Annotated in this window: 18 protein-coding genes; 13 read left to right on the top strand and 5 right to left on the bottom strand. The window is 68.3% G+C overall.

Features of this window, described 5'->3' with window-relative positions:
- Positions 1-313: 313 nt before the first annotated feature.
- The 10 genes from pstS (at position 314) to rnt (ending at position 8266) form a co-directional block, all read left to right on the top strand.
- Positions 314-1405, top strand: a complete 1092-nt coding sequence (gene pstS, locus RTO53_RS05365; RefSeq protein WP_312236837.1) for a phosphate ABC transporter substrate-binding protein PstS — start codon at positions 314-316, stop codon at positions 1403-1405.
- Between the two features lie 134 nt (positions 1406-1539).
- Positions 1540-2508 carry a phosphate ABC transporter permease subunit PstC gene (gene pstC, locus RTO53_RS05370; RefSeq protein ID WP_312236838.1) on the top strand — a complete coding sequence of 323 codons (969 nt, stop codon included), beginning with the start codon at positions 1540-1542 and terminating at the stop codon, positions 2506-2508.
- Positions 2508-3374, top strand: coding sequence for a phosphate ABC transporter permease PstA (pstA, locus tag RTO53_RS05375; RefSeq protein ID WP_256777418.1), 867 nt, complete (start codon positions 2508-2510; stop codon positions 3372-3374). The genes pstC and pstA overlap by 1 nt, the downstream gene beginning before the upstream one ends.
- 19 nt (positions 3375-3393) lie before the next feature.
- The gene (gene pstB / locus RTO53_RS05380) at positions 3394-4224 is read left to right on the top strand and encodes a phosphate ABC transporter ATP-binding protein PstB (protein WP_312236839.1); all 831 of its coding nucleotides are present in this window, start codon (positions 3394-3396) and stop codon (positions 4222-4224) included.
- A 35-nt stretch (positions 4225-4259) separates the two neighbouring features.
- Complete coding sequence (gene phoU / locus RTO53_RS05385; protein WP_312236840.1) at positions 4260-4964, top strand: phosphate signaling complex protein PhoU; 705 nt, start codon at positions 4260-4262, stop codon at positions 4962-4964.
- A gap of 132 nt (positions 4965-5096) precedes the next feature.
- The gene (locus RTO53_RS05390) at positions 5097-5432 is read left to right on the top strand and encodes an RcnB family protein (RefSeq protein ID WP_312236841.1); all 336 of its coding nucleotides are present in this window, start codon (positions 5097-5099) and stop codon (positions 5430-5432) included.
- 147 nt (positions 5433-5579) lie between these two features.
- A complete protein-coding gene (locus RTO53_RS05395; protein ID WP_312236842.1) occupies positions 5580-5936 on the top strand; it encodes a hypothetical protein in 357 nt (118 codons plus the stop codon).
- A 58-nt stretch (positions 5937-5994) separates the two neighbouring features.
- The gene (locus RTO53_RS05400) at positions 5995-6801 is read left to right on the top strand and encodes a DUF692 domain-containing protein (protein WP_312236871.1); all 807 of its coding nucleotides are present in this window, start codon (positions 5995-5997) and stop codon (positions 6799-6801) included.
- Positions 6798-7550 carry a putative DNA-binding domain-containing protein gene (locus tag RTO53_RS05405; protein WP_312236843.1) on the top strand — a complete coding sequence of 251 codons (753 nt, stop codon included), beginning with the start codon at positions 6798-6800 and terminating at the stop codon, positions 7548-7550. Before RTO53_RS05400 ends, RTO53_RS05405 begins: the two co-directional genes overlap by 4 nt.
- Before the next feature lie 128 nt (positions 7551-7678).
- Positions 7679-8266, top strand: coding sequence for a ribonuclease T (gene rnt, locus RTO53_RS05410; protein WP_312236872.1), 588 nt, complete (start codon positions 7679-7681; stop codon positions 8264-8266).
- Between the two features lie 19 nt (positions 8267-8285).
- On the opposite strand, the gene RTO53_RS05415 is transcribed toward rnt, so the two are convergent.
- The 3 genes from RTO53_RS05415 to RTO53_RS05425 form a co-directional block, all read right to left on the bottom strand.
- Positions 8286-11309, bottom strand: a complete 3024-nt coding sequence (locus RTO53_RS05415; RefSeq protein WP_312236844.1) for a two-component regulator propeller domain-containing protein — start codon at positions 11307-11309, stop codon at positions 8286-8288.
- A 153-nt stretch (positions 11310-11462) separates the two neighbouring features.
- Positions 11463-12866 carry an ATP-binding protein gene (locus RTO53_RS05420; RefSeq protein ID WP_312236845.1) on the bottom strand — a complete coding sequence of 468 codons (1404 nt, stop codon included), beginning with the start codon at positions 12864-12866 and terminating at the stop codon, positions 11463-11465.
- Complete coding sequence (locus tag RTO53_RS05425; protein WP_312236846.1) at positions 12863-13591, bottom strand: response regulator transcription factor; 729 nt, start codon at positions 13589-13591, stop codon at positions 12863-12865. Before RTO53_RS05425 ends, RTO53_RS05420 begins: the two co-directional genes overlap by 4 nt.
- Before the next feature lie 201 nt (positions 13592-13792).
- Between RTO53_RS05425 and RTO53_RS05430 the strand changes: the two genes are divergently transcribed.
- From RTO53_RS05430 to RTO53_RS05440, 3 genes are read left to right on the top strand one after another with little or no spacing between them, the layout of a single operon-like run.
- Entirely contained in the window at positions 13793-15034 is a 1242-nt protein-coding gene (locus RTO53_RS05430) for an efflux RND transporter periplasmic adaptor subunit (RefSeq protein ID WP_312236847.1), read from the top strand.
- Positions 15031-17001, top strand: coding sequence for a MacB family efflux pump subunit (locus RTO53_RS05435; RefSeq protein ID WP_312236848.1), 1971 nt, complete (start codon positions 15031-15033; stop codon positions 16999-17001). The genes RTO53_RS05430 and RTO53_RS05435 overlap by 4 nt, the downstream gene beginning before the upstream one ends.
- Positions 17001-18437: a TolC family protein gene (locus tag RTO53_RS05440; RefSeq protein ID WP_312236849.1), complete on the top strand. Its 1437-nt coding sequence runs from the start codon at positions 17001-17003 to the stop codon at positions 18435-18437. The genes RTO53_RS05435 and RTO53_RS05440 overlap by 1 nt, the downstream gene beginning before the upstream one ends.
- Before the next feature lie 117 nt (positions 18438-18554).
- On the opposite strand, the gene rlmB is transcribed toward RTO53_RS05440, so the two are convergent.
- The gene (gene rlmB / locus RTO53_RS05445) at positions 18555-19301 is read right to left on the bottom strand and encodes a 23S rRNA (guanosine(2251)-2'-O)-methyltransferase RlmB (protein WP_256777431.1); all 747 of its coding nucleotides are present in this window, start codon (positions 19299-19301) and stop codon (positions 18555-18557) included.
- A gap of 161 nt (positions 19302-19462) precedes the next feature.
- The gene (locus RTO53_RS05450) at positions 19463-19924 is read right to left on the bottom strand and encodes a GFA family protein (protein WP_312236850.1); all 462 of its coding nucleotides are present in this window, start codon (positions 19922-19924) and stop codon (positions 19463-19465) included.
- Between the last annotated feature and the right edge of the window lie 141 nt (positions 19925-20065).

The raw sequence follows: 20065 nt of genomic DNA on the forward strand, positions 1-20065 counted from the left end.
TCCCGCTTCCCGCTTCCCGCTTCCCGCTTCCCGCTTCCCGCTTCCCGCTCCAGGATTTTGGACAACCCCAAGCCCCAAAGGCCAACCCGGAACATACGTGCGGCGTGTCGCCCGAACCCCCACACCCCCCGCCCAGCCAAGGCGCACCCAGCACCCCATGCTGCATGCGTTCCGCTTTGGGATTTTGGGCAAACCCAAGCCCCACAAGGCCTGCACGTGCTGCCGGTCACACCGTCATACGGCTGTAACAAAAACATCATTTCATAGCAGCGTCGCCGGAGAGACCGGCCCCTATCCCGCTACGGAGTGACGCATGAAACTGCACACGGCTGGCTTGACCGCCCTTTCCCTGGCCATCGCGCTGGGCCTTTCCGCCTGCAAGCCGGGCGCTGAAAGCCAGGCTGCCGCGCCGGCCACCGACGCACCCGCCGCAACCCCGGCCGCCGGCGACAAGCTCACCGCCGAAATCTCCGGCGCCGGCGCGTCCTTCATCTTCCCGCTGGTGTCCAAGTGGTCGGCCGATTACAACACCGCCACCGGCGCCAAAATCAACTACCAGTCCATCGGCTCCGGCGGCGGCATCGCCCAGATCAAGGCCGGCACCGTTGATTTTGGTTCCTCCGACAAACCGCTGAGCAGCGAAGAACTGGCCCAGGCCGGCCTCGGCCAGTTCCCCTCGGCCATCGGCGGCGTCGTCCCCGTCGTCAACATCGACGGCCTCGAAGCCGGCAAGCTGCGCCTCAGTGGCGCCCTCCTCGCCGACATCTTCCTGGGCAAGGTCAAAACCTGGAACGACCCGGCCATCGTCGCCGCCAACCCCGGCGTCAAACTGCCCGACGGCAAAATCACCCTGGTCCACCGTTCCGACGGCTCCGGCACCACCTTCAACTTCTCCAACTACCTCTCCAAGGTCAGCCCGGACTGGAAGAGCAAGGTCGGCGAAGGCACCTCCGTCCAGTGGCCCGACGGCGTGGGTGGCAAGGGCAACGAAGGCGTCGCCTCGTACGTGAAGCAGATCAAGGGCTCCATCGGCTACGTCGAACTGGCCTACGCGCTGCAGAACGGCATGCCGTACGCCGCCATGCAGAACGCCGCCGGCAACTGGGTCCAGCCCACCGCCGAAACCTTCGCCGCGGCCGCCGCCAGCGCCGACTGGGCCAGCGCCAAGGACTTCAACCTGGTCATCACCAACGCCCCGGGCGACCAGGCGTGGCCGATCACCGCCACCAACTTCATGCTGATGCACAAGCAGCCCAAGGATGCCAAGCGCAGCAAGGAAACCCTCGCGTTCTTCAAGTGGGCCTTCGAAAACGGCCAGAAGCAGGCCAACGAACTGCACTACGTCCCGCTGCCGGCCGAACTGGTCACCCAGATCGAAACCTACTGGTCCACCGAGTTCAAGTGAAAAAGGCGGGCCCGCGCGCAGCGCGGGCCTGACCGGTCGTAGTGCCGGGCGCTGCCCGGCAGCACCACGCTACGAACGTGTTGCCGGGCAGCGCCCGGCACGACCTCTTCTCTTTCCGGGCCCTCGCCTTTCCCATGAATGCCATCGCCCTGCCTGTACCCGCACCGTCCACCCGCGACCTGCGTGATGCCCGCAACGACCGCCTGTTCCGATGGGTGCTGATCGCCACCGTCATCCTGGTGCTGGTCGCCCTGGCCTGCGCCGCGCTCTCCATGCTGTGGGGCGGCCGCCATGCCCTGCAGGAGCAGGGCCTGAGCTTCTTCTACTCCTCCGAATGGAATCCGGTCGAGAACAAATTCGGCGCCCTCGCCCCGATCTACGGCACCCTGGTCACCGCGCTGATCGCGATGGTCATCGCCGTACCGGTGAGCTTCGGCATCGCCTTCTTCCTCACCGAAGTCGCGCCGCGCTGGCTGCGTGGCCCGGTCGGTACCGCCATCGAACTGCTGGCCGGCATCCCCTCGATCATCTACGGCATGTGGGGCCTGTTCGTGCTGGTGCCGGTGATGACCGAATACGTCACCCCGTTCCTCAATGACCACCTGGGCACGCTGCCGATCATCGGCCCGCTGTTCCAGGGCCCGCCGCTGGGCATCGGCGTGCTTACCGCCGGCTTCGTGCTGGCCATCATGGTCATCCCCTTCATTTCCTCGGTCATGCGCGAAGTGTTCCTCACCGTGCCCACCCGCCTGAAGGAATCGGCGTACGCGCTGGGCTCGACCAAGTGGGAAGTCAGCTGGGACATCGTGCTGCCCTACACCCGCTCGGCGGTGATCGGCGGCATCTTCCTCGGCCTGGGCCGCGCGCTCGGCGAAACCATGGCCGTGGCCTTCGTGATCGGCAACAGCGTGCGCCTGTCGCCGTCGCTGCTGGAACCGGGCACCACCATCGCCGCGCTCATCGCCAACGACTTCGGTGAAGCCACCGAAACCTACCGCTCGGCGCTGCTGCTGCTCGGCTTCGTGCTGTTCATCGTGACCTTCGTGGTGCTGGCCATCGCCCGCCTGATGCTGATGCGCCTGGCCCGCAAGGAGGGCAACTGATGTCCACCGCCAACGCCCAACCGCTGTACCTGCGCCGCCGCATCGTCAACGTGGTCGCGCTGCTCATGTCCTGCCTGACCGCGCTGTTCGGCCTGTTCTTCCTCGGCTGGATCCTGCTCACGCTGGCCTCCAAGGGCCTGGCCGGGATCAACCTGGACCTGTTCACCAAAATGACACCGCCGCCGATGCAGGAAGGCGGCCTGGCCAATGCGTTCTTCGGCAGCGCGGTGATGTGTGGCCTGGCGATCGCCATCGGCACCCCGCTGGGCGTGCTGGCCGGCACCTGGCTGGCCGAGTACGGCAACTTCCGCAAGACCGGCACCGTGGTCCGCTTCGTCAACGACATCCTGCTCTCGGCACCGTCCATCGTGCTTGGCCTGTTCGTCTACACCCTGTACGTGATGCAGACCGGCGGGCAGTTCTCGGCATTTGCCGGTGCCCTGTCGCTGGCCTTCATCGTGCTGCCGGTGGTGGTGCGCACCACCGATGAAATGCTGCGCCTGGTGCCCTCGCAGATGCGCGAAGCGGCGCTGTCGCTGGGCATCCCGCAGTGGAAGGTGACCGTGCAGGTGCTGTACCGCAGCGCTGCGGCCGGCATCGTCACCGGCATCCTGCTGGCGCTGGCCCGCATCTCCGGTGAAACCGCGCCGCTGCTGTTCACCGCCTTCGGCAACCAGTACTGGAACAACAACGTGTTCCAGCCGATGGCCTCGGTGCCGGTGGTGATGAACCAGTTTGCCGGCAGCCCCTATGAATCCTGGCAGACGCTGGCCTGGGCCGGCGCGCTGGTGCTGACCGTGTTCGTGCTGCTGGTCAGCCTCTCCGCGCGCGGCATCCTGCTGCGCAACCGTATCTCCAATGACTGACCTCTCCGCGGACCTCGCCATGAACGATCTCTCCAACGCCGTGCCGATGCAGCGCATCGTGGTGCCGGCCTCGCATGAAAGCCTGCAGACCCCGGCGCCGATCAAGCTGGCCGCGCGTGGACTGGATTTCTACTACGACAAGTTCCACGCACTGAAGAACATCGAACTGGAGATACCGGAAAAGCGCGTCACCGCGCTGATCGGCCCGTCCGGCTGCGGCAAGTCCACCCTGCTGCGCATCTTCAACCGCATCTACGCGCTGTACCCCAAGATGGAAGCGCGCGGCGAAGTGCTGCTGGACGGGGAGAACATCCTCTCGCCCAAGTACCCGATGAACCGCCTGCGCAGCAAGGTCGGCATGGTGTTCCAGAAGCCGGTGCCGTTCCCGATGACCATCTTCGAGAACGTCGCCTACGGCATCCGCCACCACGAAAAGCTGTCCAAGGCCGACATGACCGTGCGCGTCGAGCAGGCGCTGCGCCAGGGCGCGCTGTGGGACGAGGTCAAGGACAAGCTCAACCAGAGCGCGCTGGGCCTGTCCGGTGGCCAGCAGCAGCGCCTGTGCATCGCCCGCGCCGTGGCCCTGCGCCCGGACGTGCTGCTGCTGGACGAGCCAACCTCGGCGCTGGACCCGATCTCCACCAGCCGCATCGAGCAGCTGGTCGAAGAGCTCAAGCACGATTACACCATCGTCATCGTCACCCACAACATGCAGCAGGCCGCGCGCGTGTCCGACTACACCGCCTTCATGTACCTGGGCGACCTGATCGAACACGACCGCACCGAAGTGATCTTCTCGCAGCCCAACAAGCAGCAGACCGAAGACTACATCACCGGCCGCTTCGGCTGATTCCGGCCCGCCCACGAACCTCTGGATAGAACCGCATGAGCATTCCCAACGACCACATCGTCAAGAGCTACGACGAAGAGCAGCAGCGCCTGGTGGCCGAGATCGTGCGCATGGGCGAGATGGCCGTCGCCCAGCTCGAGGCGTCCATGGACGTCATCGAGAAGCGCGACGACCACGCCGCCCATCGCATCATCGCCAACGATGAAGCCATCGACGCGCTGGAACAGCAGATCAGCCACGACGTGATGCGCCTGGCGCTGCGTGGCCCGATGGCCCGCGACCTGCGCGAGATCCTCGCCGGCCTGCGCATCCCGGCCGACATCGAACGTATCGGCGACTACGCCGCCAACGTGGCCAAGCGTTCCATCGCGCTGAGCAAGGTGCCACCGCTGCCGCAGATCGAAGGCCTGCGCTCGCTCGGCCGGCTGGCCGCCGAGCAGGTTCGCCGCGCCATCGAGGCCTACCGCGACAACGACGCCGCCGCTGCCCTGGCGCTGCGCGATGACGACGCGCGCCTGGACGCGCAGTACACCGCGCTGTTCCGCGAGCTGCTGACCTACATGATGGAAGACCCGCGCAACATCACCCCGTGCACGCACCTGCTGTTCATGGCCAAGAACCTGGAGCGCGTGGGCGACCACGCCACCAACATCGCCGAGAACGTGTGGTTCCTGGTGCACGGCGAGCAGGTGCTGCCACCGCGTGCGAAAGCCGACGAAACCAGCGGCGAGCAGCTGTAAGCCGTTCGATCCCGTCGATACACGTCGTTACAGGCCGATACCCGCGTATCGGCCTTTTTAATTGCCTGTTCATGCGCGAAATCCGAGTCTGGAGCTGCGGTTGAAACCCACCGCTCCCGGAAGGATCTCCCCATGAAAAGCCTGCTCGCCGCCACCTTGTCGCTGACCCTTCTCGCCAGTGGATCGGCCTTTGCCGGCCCTGACTACCACTCTGATCGCGACAACCGCGACCGCCACGGGCAGCAGGACCGCAACCACGGCACCCCGCGCGGCCACGACCGTCACGAGCCACCCCGTCGCGGGGGCCACCTGCAGCGCGACCATCGCGGCGACTACGTGCGCGACTACAAGCGCCACGGCCTGCGCGCGCCGGGCCGTGGCCAGCAGTGGCGCCATGTGGATGGCCGCTATGTGCTGATCGCCGCCGCCACCGGGCTGATCGCCGACGTGGTGCTCAACGGCCGCTGAGTTCGTGCGGTTGGTGTGGTCTCCAGGAGCGCCGGGCAACCGGCGCTCCTGCCGTCTGGAGACCACCGGGATGTTCCCCACGCGCCGCCGATCCGGCATGCTCCGCAGGCATCTTTCCGGCCCTGTGCCCTTCCAAGGATTCCCTGCATGAACAAGACCCGCAACCACATCGGCCTGCTCACCTGCGCCACGTTGGTCGGCAGCCTCGGCATGGGCGCGACCGCGTCGGCGCTGTCGATGACCGATCTGGTGCAGGGCTATGCGCTGGCCACGCAGGCCGCGCCCAAGGCGGCCGACAAGGCGGCCGAGGGCAAATGCGGGGAAGGCAAGTGCGGGGCCGACAAGACCGCAGCCGCGGCCGCCAAGGGCGCCGAAGGCAAATGTGGCGAGGGCACGTGCGGGGCCGACAAGGGCAAGGCGAAACCTGCCGCGGCGGCCAAGGCTGGCGACAGCAAGGGTGCCGAAGGCAAGTGCGGCGAAGGCAAGTGCGGTGCCGGGCACTGACCCCAGCGGCGAACCCGCCGCCATTGGCCCACCGTCGCTGCCGGCAACAGCGGTGGGGCTGGGGCTGCGCCGCGCACTGCTCGATGACCTGGAGCATGCACCGGCCGGCGACATCAACTTCCTCGAATGCGCGCCGGAAAACTGGATCGGCCTGGGGGGCATCCAGGCCGAGCGCCTGCAGGCACTCGCCGCCCGCTATCCCGTCACCTGCCATGGGCTGTCGCTGTCGCTCGGCGGCAGCGCACCGCTGGACATGGGTTTGGTCGACCAGGTGGGACGCTTCCTGCGCCAGCACCGCGCGGTGCTTTACAGCGAACACCTCAGCTACTGCAGTGACGACGGCCACCTTTACGACCTGCTGCCGCTGCCGTTCACCGAGGAGGCCGTGCGCCACACCGCCGACCGCATCAGCCAGGTGCAGGACCGGTTGGGGCGTCGCATCGCGGTGGAGAACGTCTCGACCTACCTCACCCCGCACGCGGCGATGAGCGAACTGGACTTCACCCGCGCGGTGCTGGCCGAGGCGGACTGCGACCTGCTGCTGGACATCAACAATGTCTACGTCAACGGCAGCAACCATGGCTTCGACGCCAGCGCCTACATTGCCGGGCTGCCCGCCGAGCGCGTGGTGTGCATGCACGTGGCCGGCCATCTCGACGCGGGCGATGCGCTCAAGATCGATACCCATGGCAGTCCGGTGATCGATCCGGTCTGGGCCCTGCTGCGCGAAGCCTGCGCACGTTTCGGACCGCGCCCGACCCTGCTCGAGCGCGATTTCAATATCCCGCCCTATGCCGAGCTGCGCCAGGAATTGCATCAGGTCCGGCGCATCCTCGACCTCAGCGCACGCCCGGTGGCGGCATGAGCGATACCCTGCGCGCGCAGCAATGGGCGCTGACCGCGCACCTGCGCGACCCGCAGCACCAGCCTGCGCCGGCCGGGCTGGACGAGAAACGCCTGCAGGTCTATCGCGACCTGCTGTTCAACACCCTGCAGGCACTGTTGGCCGGCAGCTTCCCCGTGCTGCTGCAGGTGCTGGACGACGACGAATGGGCCGCGCTGTGCCGACGCTATTTCGTCGCGCACCGCTGCGCCTCCCCCCTGTTCACCGAGGTGGCGGCCGAATTCGTTGCCTGGCTGCAGGCGGCGGACGGCCTGCCACGGCCGTTTCTCGCCGAGCTGGCGCATTACGAATGGGTCGAACAGGCCCTGCAGGGCCTGGATGCGGCGCCGCTGCACGCGCCGGAGGCGAGCATGGATCCGTGGTCGACCCGGCTGCGACGCGCGCCGCTGGCGTGGCCGCTGGCCTACCGCTGGCCCGTGCAGCAGTTGGGACGCGCCTGCCAGCCGGATCTCGCGCCCGCGCAGGCCACCTTCCTGCTCGCACGCCGCGCGGCGGACGGCACGGTCGTGTTCTCGCAGTTGAGCGCGCTGGCCTGGCAATTGCTGGAGCAGATCGGCGCGGCCCCACCCCGCAGCGGTGCCGAGCACCTGCAGCAGCTGGCAGAACAGCATGGCCTGGCCTTGCCGGATCTGGAGCCGGACGCTCGCGCGCTGCTGGCGCAGCTGCTGGCCGCCGGGGTGATCGGCGCCGAAGCGCCGGCCGTGCGCTGAAACACGGCCCGGTCTGAAACGGGCCGTTCAAGCTGCTCTGGTAGACTGCCGCGATGACTGAAGACCTCCCCCCGCCCGCCGCGACCGCGGCGGACACCGCTGTTTCGCCCTCCCTCGCCCAGCGTTTGATGGCGACCCGCTTCCGGGGCTTCCTGCCGGTGGTGATCGACGTGGAGACCGGCGGCTTCGACTGCAACCGCAACGCGTTGCTGGAAATCGCCGCGGTCCCGATCGAAATGGACGACAACGGCCTGCTCTACCCCGGCCAGACCGCCAGCGCCCACGTGATTCCGGCCGAAGGGCTGGAGATCGACCCGAAGTCGCTGGAAATCACCGGCATCATCCTGGACCACCCGTTCCGCCTGGCCAAGTCCGAAAAGGACGCGCTGGACCACATCTTCGCCCCGGTGCGCGCGGCAGTGAAGAAATACGGCTGCCAGCGCGCGATCCTGGTCGGCCACAACGCGCATTTCGACCTGGGCTTCGTCAACGCGGCGGTCAACCGGGTCGGCCACAAGCGGAACCCGTTTCATCCCTTCAGCGTGTTCGACACCGTCACCATGGCCGGCATCGCCTATGGCCAGACCGTGCTCGCACGCGCGGCCACCGCCGCCGGGCTGGGGTGGGATGCTGACGAAGCGCACAGCGCGGTGTACGACACCGAACAGACCGCCAAGCTGTTCTGCACCATCGCCAACGCCTGGCCGAAGCCGTAGAGCCGACCGTTGGTCGGCTCTACCCGATCGCGGTGCGGTCCCGGCCCTCGCTCTTGGCCCGGTACAACGCGCGGTCGGCGCGCTGATACAGCAGCATCGGGGTGCGGTCGGCCGCATCCAACTCGACCAGACCCGCACTGAAGGTCACCTTCAGGCCGGGCACGCCGGCCCAGTCCGGATGGTCGTGGAACAGCCCGCGCAGGCGAGCGCAGACCTGCGCCGCTTCGGCCAGCCGGGTGTCGTTGAGCAGCAGGGTGAACTCTTCGCCGCCGGTACGCGCCGGCATGTCCGAGTCGCGGCAGGCCGAGGCGATCACCCGCGCCACTTCCACCAGCACCAGGTCACCGACGCTGTGGCTGTGCTGGTCGTTGACCTCCTTGAAGTGGTCGATGTCCAGCACCACCAGGCACAACGGATGGCCGCTGCGCTGGGACCGGGCGAAATCACGCGCCAGCGCCTCGTCGAACGCGCGGCGGTTGGGCAGCCCGGTCAACGCATCCTCGCGCGCCTGCCGCCCGAACTGCTCGGCCTGCACCGCCAGCCGGTCGGCCAGTTCGGTCTTTTCCTGGTTCAAGGCCTGCAGGTTGACCGTCTGCGCCTGCAGGTCGCGGGTCGCCTCGTCCACCATCCGCGCCAGGCGGATGTTGCTGGCCTTGTAGCGGTTGATCAGATACCGGTACAGCGCGATCAGCCCGGCCAGCAACAGCAGCACGCCTATCACCTGCACCGTGCGCCGCTGCCACAGGAACGGCTCGACGGTGAACTCCCACACCGCCTCGCTGTCGCTCCAGCTGCCGCCGGGATGCGCGGCCGACACATGCAGGGTGTAGTTGCCCGGCGGCAGGCCGACGAATTCCACGCTGCGCTGCTGCCCGCGTTCGATCCAGCCGTTGTCCAGCCCGCTCAGTTTGGTGCGGTAACGGATCCGCTCGGACATCAGGTAGCTCAGGCCCACATAGCTCACGCTGAGCCGGCGCCCGCCGGGGATGCTGTTGTGGTCGCTGCCCTGCCAGTGCAGCGGCTTGCCATCGACCAGCACATTCTCGATCACCGCCGGCGGTGCCAGCCGCTCGCGGAAGCGCTGCAGGCGCAGCGGGTCGACCGTGCTCAGGCCGCCAGCGGTGACCACCCAGAACGTGCCGTCCTGGCGCAGGATCGCCGACGGCCCGGAGCTGCCGTTGGCCTGCGAGTTGGCCATGCCGTCGATCTCGTTGTAATGCTCCACCTCGATGCGCTTGGCGCGGCCATCGGCAACCTGGTTGAGCATGGCCATGTCGGTGCGCAGGATGCCGCGGTTGCTGCTGATCCAGACATTGCCGATGCGGTCGGGGACCAGCTGGAACACCGTGTCCACCGGCATGCCCTGCTCCAGGCCGACCCGCGCCAGCGCGCCGTCATGCCAGCGGTACAGGCCGCGGTCGCTGCTGATCCACATCGCATCGCCGACCTGCTGGAAACCGAACACGCTGCGGCCACCGCCCAGCGGGGCCAGGTCGATGTGCTGCACGCGGTTGCCGCGCAGCACGTCGATGCCTTCGATGGTGCCGATCCACAACGCGCCATCGGCATCGTGCGCCAACGCGGTGATCAGGCCGCCCGGCATGCCCGGCACGTTGGGCACTTCGACGCCGTGGGCATCGATGCGCACCACGCCCTTCTGGGTACCGGCCCACACCGCGCCGGCACGGTCCACGCTCATCGCGCGGATGTTGCCGCCGGGCAGCCCGTCGGCGGTGCCATAGCTGCGCCGCGTGCGGCCCTGCGCGTCCAGCCGGAACACGCCGTCGCCGAAGGTGCCCACCCACAGGTCACCGTCGTGGTCCTGGGCCAGGCTCAGCACCGAGGGCGTCTTGCCGCCGTCGTTGTGCAGCGGCACCGGCGAGAAGCGCCCCTGCGCATCGCGACGGTCCAGGCCACTGGCACTGCCGATCCACAACTGCCGCTGCTGGTCTTCCAGCACGGTGCGCACGTAATCGCCACTGAGTCCGTCGCGCTCGGTGAAACTGCTGAACAAGGTTTCGCGCAACCGGTACAGGCCGCCGTTGGCCCCCACCCAGATGCTGCCTTCGGCGTCCTCGCGCAGGCTGACCACCCGTCCGCCCGGCAGCGACAGCCCGGTCGGCAGGCGTTCCAGCCCATGCCGCGACAGCCGCAGCAGGCCCTGGTTCTCGGTGCCCAGCCACAGGTCACCATGCCGGTCCTGCAGCATCGCGGTGATATGCATCACCCCGGGCAGGCGGTGCTGCAGCTGCGGCAACCCGTCCTGCATGCGGTAGACGCGCTCGCCGGCGACGATCCACATCACCCCGTCCGGCGCGCGGTATGGCCAGACCAAGCCACGGCCCAGCCCGAAACTCTCCGGCGCGCGCCGCAGCACGCCGTCGTTGTCGCGCACCACCAGCCCGTCCAGCGTGCCCACCCAGACCCGGTCCTGCGCATCCACCACCAGCTTGGTGAAGCTCATCGCCATCGGCACATCGGCCGGCGGCTTCTGGTACTCGATGCGGCCGTCCGGGCCGAGGCTGCCGATGCCATTGCCTTCGTACAGCAGCCACAGGCGCCCGTGGCTGTCCATCTGCATGGCCTGGATCAACACCTGCGGGCTGTCGGGGGCGTGTTCGAACACCTGCCAGCGCCCATCCGCGCCACGCCGGGTGACGTTGCCGCGCGAGTCGCTGATCCACAGCGCACCGGCACGGTCGACGAACAGCGCGCCCACGCCGTTGTCGCGCAGCCCGGGGCGGGTACTGCGGTCGAACACGGTGAAATCCAGGCCGTTGTAGCGCACCAGGCCTTCCCAGGTGGCGAACCACAGATGCCCTTCCGGGGTCTGGGCGATGTCGCGCAGCGAGTTGTGCGGCAGGCCGTTGCGCGAGGTCCACACGTCGATGGCGTAATCGCGCAGCGGCGGCGGGCCGTCCTGCGCCGACAGCGGCCACGGCAGCGCGCAGCACAGGCACAGCCACAACAGGGCTGCGCCGAGGCGCTGATGGACACTGCGTTGTACCGGCCGCCACCGGCTACCGCACCCCGCTTGGCTCATCCGTGAGGACCAGCCGGGAAACGGGCGGGAGGCCGCGCGATGGGCGGCGGTGCACTGGACTGGCAGCCGACGGGGAAAGGCGCGCTCATGCAAAGGTAAGCGGGTGGGGTTGCCCATAGTAGGCAAAACCACGCCGCTTTGTGTCGAGAACGCTCAGCCCGGACGGCTGCCTGGCGCGCGCAGGCTCGCCGGCCACTCCACCACCGCCTCCAGGCCGCCCAGCGGATGGTTGCGCAGCGCCAGCCGCGCGCCATCCTTCTCGGCCAGCGCGCGCGCGATGGTCAGGCCCAACCCGGCGCCACCGGTCTCGCGCGAACGCGAGGTCTCCAGCCGCACGAACGGGTCGAACACCGCCTCCAGCTCGTCCTCGGCCAGGCCCGGACCCCGGTCGCGGATGCGCACCACCACCTTGTCCGCGTCCTGCTCCACGCTGACCCGCGCCGACTGGCCGTAGGTCACCGCGTTGTCCACCAGGTTGGAGAACAGCCGGTGCATGGCCAGCGGGCGCAGCATCAACACCGCGCCGCTCGGCTCGTCGAACCGCACGTCGGCACCGGCTTCCACGGCGTCTTCGACGATGCTCTCCAGCAGCGAATCCAGGTCCAGCGCCGCCCGTTGCTCGGCGCTTTCGGCGCTGCGCGCCAGCTCCAGGCCCTCGCGGATCAGCGCCTGCATCGCCGCCAGATCGCCGATCAGGCGCTCGCGCAGGGGCTCATCGGTGACGTTCTCCAGGCGCAGGCGCAGCCGGGTGACCGGCGTCTGCAGGTCGTGGGTGATCGCCGCCAGCATCTGGGTGCGCTCACCGAGGTGGCGCTGCAGGCGCTTCTGCATCGCGTTGAAGGCTTCGGCGGCGCGCTTGACCTCCAGTGGCCCGGTCACCGGCATCGGCGCGCCCTGCAGGTCGTCGCCCAGCGCGGCGGCGGCCGAGGCAAGCCGCTGCAATGGCGCACTGGCCATGCGTGCAACCACGTAGGCCAGCACGGCGATGGCCATCACCAGCAGGGTCAGGAACAACGGGTCCACCGCCAGGATGCCGTTGTGCGCCACCGCTGGCGAGTCCAGCGCCAGCTGCAACGGCGTGCCATCGCTCAGGCGCAACGCCACCATCCGGCACTTGGGCGGGATGAAGGCGGGATCGCGCTCGCGCGGCGGGCCGTTGCGCGGTTTCTTGGGGTGCGGCAGTTCGGGCAGGCGCGGCAGGCACGAGCGGAACGAGGTGAAGGCGACCTGGCTGCTCGACACCGGCCCGGGCCGGTCGTCCAGCACTTCCATCAGCGCCGTGTCCGGCGGCCCTACCCGCGCACCCGGCGGCAGCCGCCGCACGCTCGGGCCGCCGCTGTCGAGCAGGCGGTCGCGCAGCTCGGGATTGCCGTCGAGCATGTTCACAAAGCCCTGCAGACGGTCGGCGATGCGGTTGAGGTTCTGCCGCTCGAACTCCTGCTGGCGCTTGGCGCTGGCCAGCATGGTCGCGCCGATCGCGGCCACGCTCATGCCCAGCAGCAGGATCAGGAACAGGCGCCCGACCATCGAGGCGAAGAACCGGCCCAGGCGTTTCATTCCAGGGTGACTGCCGTGGCCAGCACATAGCCTTCGTTGCGCACGGTCTTGATCAGCCCGTCGCTGCCACCGTCGTCGGCCAGCTTGTTGCGCAGCCGGCTGACCTGCAGGTCGATCGCCCGATCCTGCGATTCATAGCTGCGGCCACTGCTCAGCGCCACCAGCTGTTCGCGCGAGAGCACCTTGTTGGCATGCCCGACAAACACCCGCAGCAGGCGGAACTCGGCCCCCGAGAGCACCACCACTTTTCCATCCGGATCGAGCAGGTGGCGATGCTCCAGGTCGAAGATCCACTGCGAGAAGCGTGCCCGGCGGATCGCCAGCGGCTCCAGGTTGGCCGGCAGCGCTTCGGTACGGCGCAGCACGTTGCGGATGCGCGCCAGCAGTTCGCGCGGCTCGAACGGTTTGCCGAGGTAATCGTCGGCGCCCATCTCCAGGCCCAGCACGCGGTCGATCGGCTCGCTGCGCGCGGTAAGCATGATCACCGGCGTACTCGAGCGCGCGCGCAGATCGCGACACAAGGTGAGGCCATCTTCGCGCGGCAGGTTGAGGTCGAGCACGATCAGGTCCACGTGCTCGCGCTCGAGCACCTGGCGCATGGCCTGGCCATCGCTGGCGGTACTGACCTGGTAGCCGGCACGGCCGAGTTGTTCGGCCAGCAGCTGGCGGATGTCGTGGTCGTCGTCGACGATCAGCAGTCGATGCATCGGATTGGGAGTCTCCATGCGGCCATGATCCCCTGTCGGGAGCTGAACCGCATCCAGTGGTTTACGTACGCATGTTTCACAGCAGCCGACAGACACACAGCGACATACAAAACCACGCCTCCGGTTACGTCGCGACACAGGGCGAGTGTTGAGCGGCACGTGCGCGGTCTTCACAATGCTGACAACGCCGCATCCCGGCCTGCCGAGTAGACGATCATCGTGAAGCCCCGCCTGCCCATCACCCGTCGCGGCCGCGTGCTGCTGTTGATCGCCGTTGTCGTCGTGCTGGCTGCGATTGTCGCATGGTACCTGCGCAAGCCGGCCGCCCCGACCCTGGCCACCACGCCGGTCGGCCGCGGCGACATCGAGCAGACCGTGGAGGCCACCGGGGTGATCGATGCCTACAAGCTGGTCAGCGTGGGCGCGCAGGCCTCCGGCCAGATCAAATCGTTGAAGGTACAGCTGGGCGATACGGTCAAGCAGGGCGACCTGATCGCCGAGATCGACGCCACCACCCAGCAGAACCAGGTGCTCAATGCCGAGGCCACGCTGGACCAGGTCAAGGCACAGCGCGCGGTGCAGCAGGCCAGCCTGCGCGAGGCCGAGCTGGAATTCGCGCGGCAGCAGCAGATGCTGGCCGCCGAGGCGACCTCGCGCGCCGAATACGACGCCGCCGACGCCAAGCTGAAAACCGCACGCGCGCAGATCCAGTCCTACGACGCGCAGATCAAGGGCCGCGAAACCGAGCTGGGTACCGCCCGCGCCAACCTGGCCTATACCCGCATCACCGCGCCGATGGACGGCACCGTGGTGGCGGTCGTCGCCGAGGAAGGTCGCACCGTCAACGCCAACCAGACCGCACCGACCATCGTGATGCTGGCACGACTGGACCTGGTCACGGTCAATGCCGAGGTCTCCGAAGCCGACGTGGTCAAGATCAAGGCCGGCATGCCGGTGTACTTCACCACCCTGGGCGAGCCGGACCGCAAGTACCACGCCACGCTGCGCCAGATCAATCCGGCGCCGTCGTCGATCGCCAACGACAGTTCGTCCAGTTCCAGTTCCTCCAGTTCCAGCTCCAGCAGCGCGGTGTATTACAACGCGCTGTTCGACGTGGAGAACCCCGACGGTACGCTGCGCATCGACATGACCGCGCAGGTCTCGGTGATGCTCAGGCAGGCCAAGGGCGTGCTGACCATTCCCGCCGTCGCCTTGGGGCCCAAGACCCGCGACGGCCAGTACATGGTGCGCGTGGCCGACAAGGACGGCGTGCCGACCCCGCGCAAGGTCAGGATCGGCATCAACAACGGGGCAAACGCCGAAGTGCTGTCCGGCCTGAAGGAAGGCGAGAAAGTGGTGGTCGGTGAAGGCGGTACGGCCACCGCCGGTTCCGGCGGTGGCAACCGCGGCGGCGCACAGATGCGCATGGGCGGCCCGGGCATGGGCGGGCCGCGTCGATGAGTCCGGCGTCGATAGGCACGCCGCTGTTGCGCCTGCGTGACCTGCGCCGCGAGTTTCCCGCCGGCGATGACACCATCGCCGTGCTGCGCGACGTCAACCTGGACATCGACGCCGGCGAAATGGTCGCCATCGTCGGCCAGTCCGGCTCGGGCAAGTCGACGCTGATGAACATCCTCGGCTGCCTGGACCGCCCCACCCGCGGCAGCTACCAGGTGGCCGGACGCGAGACCGGCAGCATGCTGCCGGACGAACTGGCCGCGCTGCGCCGCGAGCATTTCGGCTTCATCTTCCAGCGCTACCACCTGCTCGGCGACCTCGATGCACGCGGCAATGTAGCCGTGCCGGCAGTGTACGCCGGCAGCCCGGGACCGGTGCGCACCGCACGTGCCGAACAGCTGCTGCAGCGCCTGGGCCTGGGCGACCGCATGAACCACACGCCCGGCCAGCTCTCCGGCGGCCAGCAGCAGCGCGTGTCGATCGCGCGCGCGCTGATGAACGGTGGCGAGGTGATCCTGGCCGACGAACCGACCGGCGCGCTCGACACGAAATCCGGTGAGGAAGTGATGGGCATCCTCGGCGAGCTGCATGCCGAAGGCCACACCATCATCATCGTCACCCACGACATGAGCGTGGCCGAACACGCCCAGCGCATCATCGAAATCCGCGACGGCGAAATCATCGCCGACCGCACCAACCCGTCCGCGCCCAGCTACCGCGCACAGCGCCCGCCCACCGTGGCCGCCGGCCGTGGCAACAGCTGGCGGGCCGCGCGCGACCGCTTCACCGAAGCGTTCCGGATGGCGCTGCTGGCGATGAACGCCCACCGCCTGCGCACCTTCCTGACCATGCTCGGGATCATCATCGGCATCGCCTCGGTGGTGTCGGTGGTGGCGATGGGCAACGGTTCGCAGCAGCAGATCCTGCAGAACATCAGCGCGCTGGGCACCAATACCATCGATGTCTATCCCGGCCGCGGCTTTGGCGACATGCGCTCGGCGCGCGTGCAGACGCTCAAGGCCAGCGACGCCGATGCGCTGGCGCGGCAGAGCTACGTGGACAGCGCCACCCCGAGCGTGTCCTCGTCGGTGACCGCGCGCTACCGCAACCAGTCGGCCACCGCGCAGGTCAGCGGCGTGGGCGAGCAGTACTTCCGGGTCAAGGGCGTCACCTTGAGCGCAGGCAGCTTCTTCGACGGCGATGCGGTCAAGGGCCTGGCGCAGGTCGCGGTGATCGACGAGAACACCCGCACCCAGTTCTTCCCGTCCGGCGAAGATCCGATCGGCCAGGTGATCCTGCTCGGCAACGTCCCGGTGCGGGTGATCGGCGTGGCGCAGCGGCAGAGTTTCGGCTTCGGTGGCAGCACCAGCCTGGGCGTGTGGGTGCCCTACACCACGGTGATGTCGCGCATGCTCGGGCAGAGCTACGTCTCCAGCATCACCGTGCGGGTGGACGACAGCACGCCGATGGATGCCGCGCAGGCGGCGATCTCCAAGCTGCTGATCATGCGCCATGGCACCGAGGACTTCTTCCTCAGCAACAGCGCCGAGATCCGCGAAACCATCGAGCAGACCACGCGCACCATGACGCTGCTGATCAGCGCGATCGCCGCGATCGCGTTGCTGGTCGGCGGCATCGGGGTGATGAACATCATGCTGGTGTCGGTCACCGAACGCACCCGCGAGATCGGCGTGCGCATGGCCGTCGGTGCGCGGCAGAGCGACATCCGCCAGCAGTTCCTGATCGAAGCGGTGCTGGTGTGCCTGCTTGGCGGCCTGCTTGGGGTAGGCCTGTCGCTGGTCGTGGGTTGGCTGTTCGGCAAGTTCGCCCCGGATTTCCAGATGCTGTTCTCGACGGCCTCGATCGTCGCCGCGTTCGCCTGCTCCAGCCTGATCGGCGTGGCGTTCGGTTTTCTTCCGGCGCGCAGTGCCGCCCAACTTGATCCCGTGGAGGCGCTGGCGCGCGAATGATGAATCCCCTTTTCCCGCTTGCCCGCGCCCGTCTGCGCCCGCTCGCCCTGGCCTGCCTGACCACGCTGGCGTTGTCGGCCTGCGTCAGCAGCGGCCATTACGCCGTCGATGCGCCCCGCGTGCCGGCCAGCTATGGCCGCGGCGATGCCGCACGCAATGTCCCCACCGAGGCGGTGGACACGCTGCCGCATACCGACGGCACCGATGTGCGCGACGATCCCTGGTGGACCCAGTTCGGCGATCCGCGCCTGGCGCGGGTGATCGACCGCGCCCTGGCCGCCAACACCGACCTGGCCTCGGCCGGATTGGCCGTGCAGCGCGCCCGCCTGCAGGCCGGGCTGGCCGACAATGCGCTGTGGCCGCAGCCGTCGGGCAGCGTCGGCAGCAACGGCAGCCGCCCGATCGACCAGGGTGCCCAGTGGAACCGCGGCAGTTCGGCCAGTGTGTCGCTGCAGTGGGAAATCGACCTGTGGGGTCGCCTGCGCACCCAGCGCGACATCGCCCAGTGGGAAGCGCAGGCGCGTGAGGAAGACCTGCAGAACACCGCGTTGCTGGTGATCGGCGACGTCGCCACGCAGTACTGGACGCTGGCCTTCCTCAACCAGTCGATCAGCGCCGGCCAGGCCAACCTGGACCGCCTGCAGCGCACCCGGCAACTGGTGCAGGCACGCTTCGACGCCGGTGCGGTATCGCGCCTGGAAGTCCGCCAGGCCACCCAGAGCCTGGAGGCGCAACGGGCAACGCAAAGCGCGCTGGAACAGCAGCGCGTGGCCAGCCGCAACGCGCTGACGGTGCTGCTGGATGGGCAGCCGTGGCCACTGGACGACGAGCCGCAGCAGCTGCTGGACGGTGGGCGTCCGGTGGTGGCCGAAGGCCTGCCGGCCGAACTGCTCGGCCGGCGCCCGGACCTGCGCGCGGCCGAACTGCGGCTGCGCAACAGCCTGAAGACGATCAAGGTCACCGCCACCCAGTACTACCCCGCGCTGAGCCTGACCGGCAGCGTCGGCAGCAGCGCGACGTCGTTGTCCAACGTGCTGGAGAATCCGGTGGCCACGCTGGGCGCCGGTCTGTCGTTGCCGTTCCTCAACATCGGCCAGGCCCGGTTGAACACCCGGCTGGCCGGCACCGACTATCAGATCGCCGCCAACGATTTCCGCCGCACGCTGTACACGGCGCTGTCGGAGGTGGACAACGCGCTGTCGGCACGCGAGCAGTTCGCCACCCAGGTGGCGGCCTCGCAGGCATCGTTCGATGAAGCGGTGGAGATCGAGCGGATGTACGAGGTGCGCTACCGGGTCGGTGCCACCGACCTGCGCACGTGGCTGGAAGCGCAGCAGACGCGTCGCGACGCGGAGCTGTCGCTGGCGTCGGTGAAGCAGAAGCAGTTGATCAACGACGTGACGCTGTTCAAGGCGCTGGGCGGCAGCGCAGGGTGACCGCGGCGTAGAGCCGACCGTTGGTCGGCCGCAGACCACCGCGCGTAGAGCCGACCGTTGGTCGGCTGGATCACCGCGTAGAACAGCCGACCAACGGTCGGCTCTACGGTGCGCGGGTTACAGACCGCGCTGGCGGACGGCTTCGAACAGGCTCACGCCGGTGGCGACCGACACGTTGAGGCTTTCGATGTCGCCCGGCATCGGGATCTTGACCAGGCTGTCGCAGTTTTCGCGGGTCAAGCGGCGCAGGCCGTCGGCTTCGCCGCCAAGCACCAGCGCGACATTGCCCTTCAGGTCGATCGAATACAGCGACGCGGTGGCTTCGCCGGCCAGGCCGTAGATCCACACGCCCAGCTTCTGCAGGTCCTTCAGGCAGCGCGACAGGTTGGTCACCGCCACCACCGGGATGCGGTCGGCGGCGCCGGCCGAGGTCTTGCGCACGGTCGCGTTGACCGTGGCCGACTTGTCCTTGGGAATGATCACCGCCGTGGCACCGGCGGCCGCCGCGCTGCGCAGGCAGGCGCCGAGGTTGTGCGGGTCCTGCACCTCGTCCAGCACCAGCAGCAGGGCCTTGCCCTCGGCGGCTTCGACCAGGCCTTCCAGTTCGTTTTCACCGTAGGTACGTGCCGCCTGGTAGCGCGCGGCCACGCCTTGGTGGCGCACCGAACCGCCCACGCCGTCCAGCGCCTGGGTGTTGACCTTGCGCACATCGATGCCCTTGCGCCGCGCATTCTCTTCAATCTCGACCAGACGCGGATTCTTCGCGCTGGCTTCGATCAGCACCTCGCGGACGTTCTCGGCATCGTTCTCGATCGAAGAGGCGACGGCGTTGACGCCGACGATCCACTGGCTTTGCTTGCTCATTGCGGGGGCACGACCGGTACAGGGGGTGGTAATGGTAGAGCATCACGGCCCGCCCTGCCCTGCCGGGCCTTCACCCCGGCGCGCGCCAGTGGCCTCTGCGCCACCGCGGCCGCTGTGTTTCCCCGCGCCGACCGAGGCCTTTCACGCTCTGGGCCACGCCCTCACGGGGTGTCATGGTCAGGGTGCTGATGCGAGACCAGCCCCTGCAGCAGCGCCATTTCCGGATCGTCCTCGTCGCGGATCTCGGCCAGCCCCCCCAATCCATCCACGAACGGGAGCTTGCTGTCCATTCCGTACTGCACGGTCGGCGGCAGGCGGGCCGGGTCATCGAAGGCACCGGCGGCGACGGCCATGCCGTCAGGCGCCTCGTAGGTCAGTGGCGTGCCACAGTCGGCGCAGAAGCCGCGCTGGACCAGGTTGGACGAGGCGAACCGACGCGGCTCGCCCCGGGTCCAGGTGAATTCCACCCGGCGCACCGAGACCAGCGGCGCGTAGTAGGCACCGAACGCCTTCTGGCACATGCGGCAATGACAGATCGAACGGTCGGTCAGTTCGCCACGGACGTGGAAGCGGATCGCGCCGCATTGGCAGCCGCCGCTGTATTCGGGGAGGTCGTTGGGCATGGCAGGCGCTCCGATCGTGGCGTGCGAGGAACCGGTCGGTGGCCGGTATTCCGATCGTTGGATGCGGGGAGCCGGCCAACGGCCGGCACTACCGGGGACGCGTGCCGGCCAGCGGCCGGCACCTGTCGGGGCGGCGTACCG

It is taken from the genome of Stenotrophomonas sp. (genome assembly GCF_031995405.1).
Taxonomy (GTDB): domain Bacteria; phylum Pseudomonadota; class Gammaproteobacteria; order Xanthomonadales; family Xanthomonadaceae; genus Stenotrophomonas.

Excerpts from the sequence above, each read along its gene's own strand:
- pstS (WP_312236837.1), top strand. The coding sequence starts at position 314 with ATGAAACTGCACACGGCTGGCTTGACCGCCCTTTCCCTGGCCATCGCG.
- pstC (WP_312236838.1), top strand. The coding sequence starts at position 1,540 with ATGAATGCCATCGCCCTGCCTGTACCCGCACCGTCCACCCGCGACCTG.
- pstA (WP_256777418.1), top strand. The coding sequence starts at position 2,508 with ATGTCCACCGCCAACGCCCAACCGCTGTACCTGCGCCGCCGCATCGTC.
- pstB (WP_312236839.1), top strand. The coding sequence starts at position 3,394 with ATGAACGATCTCTCCAACGCCGTGCCGATGCAGCGCATCGTGGTGCCG.
- phoU (WP_312236840.1), top strand. The coding sequence starts at position 4,260 with ATGAGCATTCCCAACGACCACATCGTCAAGAGCTACGACGAAGAGCAG.
- RTO53_RS05390 (WP_312236841.1), top strand. The coding sequence starts at position 5,097 with ATGAAAAGCCTGCTCGCCGCCACCTTGTCGCTGACCCTTCTCGCCAGT.
- RTO53_RS05395 (WP_312236842.1), top strand. The coding sequence starts at position 5,580 with ATGAACAAGACCCGCAACCACATCGGCCTGCTCACCTGCGCCACGTTG.
- RTO53_RS05405 (WP_312236843.1), top strand. The coding sequence starts at position 6,798 with ATGAGCGATACCCTGCGCGCGCAGCAATGGGCGCTGACCGCGCACCTG.
- rnt (WP_312236872.1), top strand. The coding sequence starts at position 7,679 with ATGGCGACCCGCTTCCGGGGCTTCCTGCCGGTGGTGATCGACGTGGAG.
- RTO53_RS05415 (WP_312236844.1), bottom strand. The coding sequence starts at position 11,309 with ATGAGCCAAGCGGGGTGCGGTAGCCGGTGGCGGCCGGTACAACGCAGT.
- RTO53_RS05420 (WP_312236845.1), bottom strand. The coding sequence starts at position 12,866 with ATGAAACGCCTGGGCCGGTTCTTCGCCTCGATGGTCGGGCGCCTGTTC.
- RTO53_RS05425 (WP_312236846.1), bottom strand. The coding sequence starts at position 13,591 with ATGGAGACTCCCAATCCGATGCATCGACTGCTGATCGTCGACGACGAC.
- RTO53_RS05435 (WP_312236848.1), top strand. The coding sequence starts at position 15,031 with ATGAGTCCGGCGTCGATAGGCACGCCGCTGTTGCGCCTGCGTGACCTG.
- RTO53_RS05440 (WP_312236849.1), top strand. The coding sequence starts at position 17,001 with ATGAATCCCCTTTTCCCGCTTGCCCGCGCCCGTCTGCGCCCGCTCGCC.
- rlmB (WP_256777431.1), bottom strand. The coding sequence starts at position 19,301 with ATGAGCAAGCAAAGCCAGTGGATCGTCGGCGTCAACGCCGTCGCCTCT.
- RTO53_RS05450 (WP_312236850.1), bottom strand. The coding sequence starts at position 19,924 with ATGCCCAACGACCTCCCCGAATACAGCGGCGGCTGCCAATGCGGCGCG.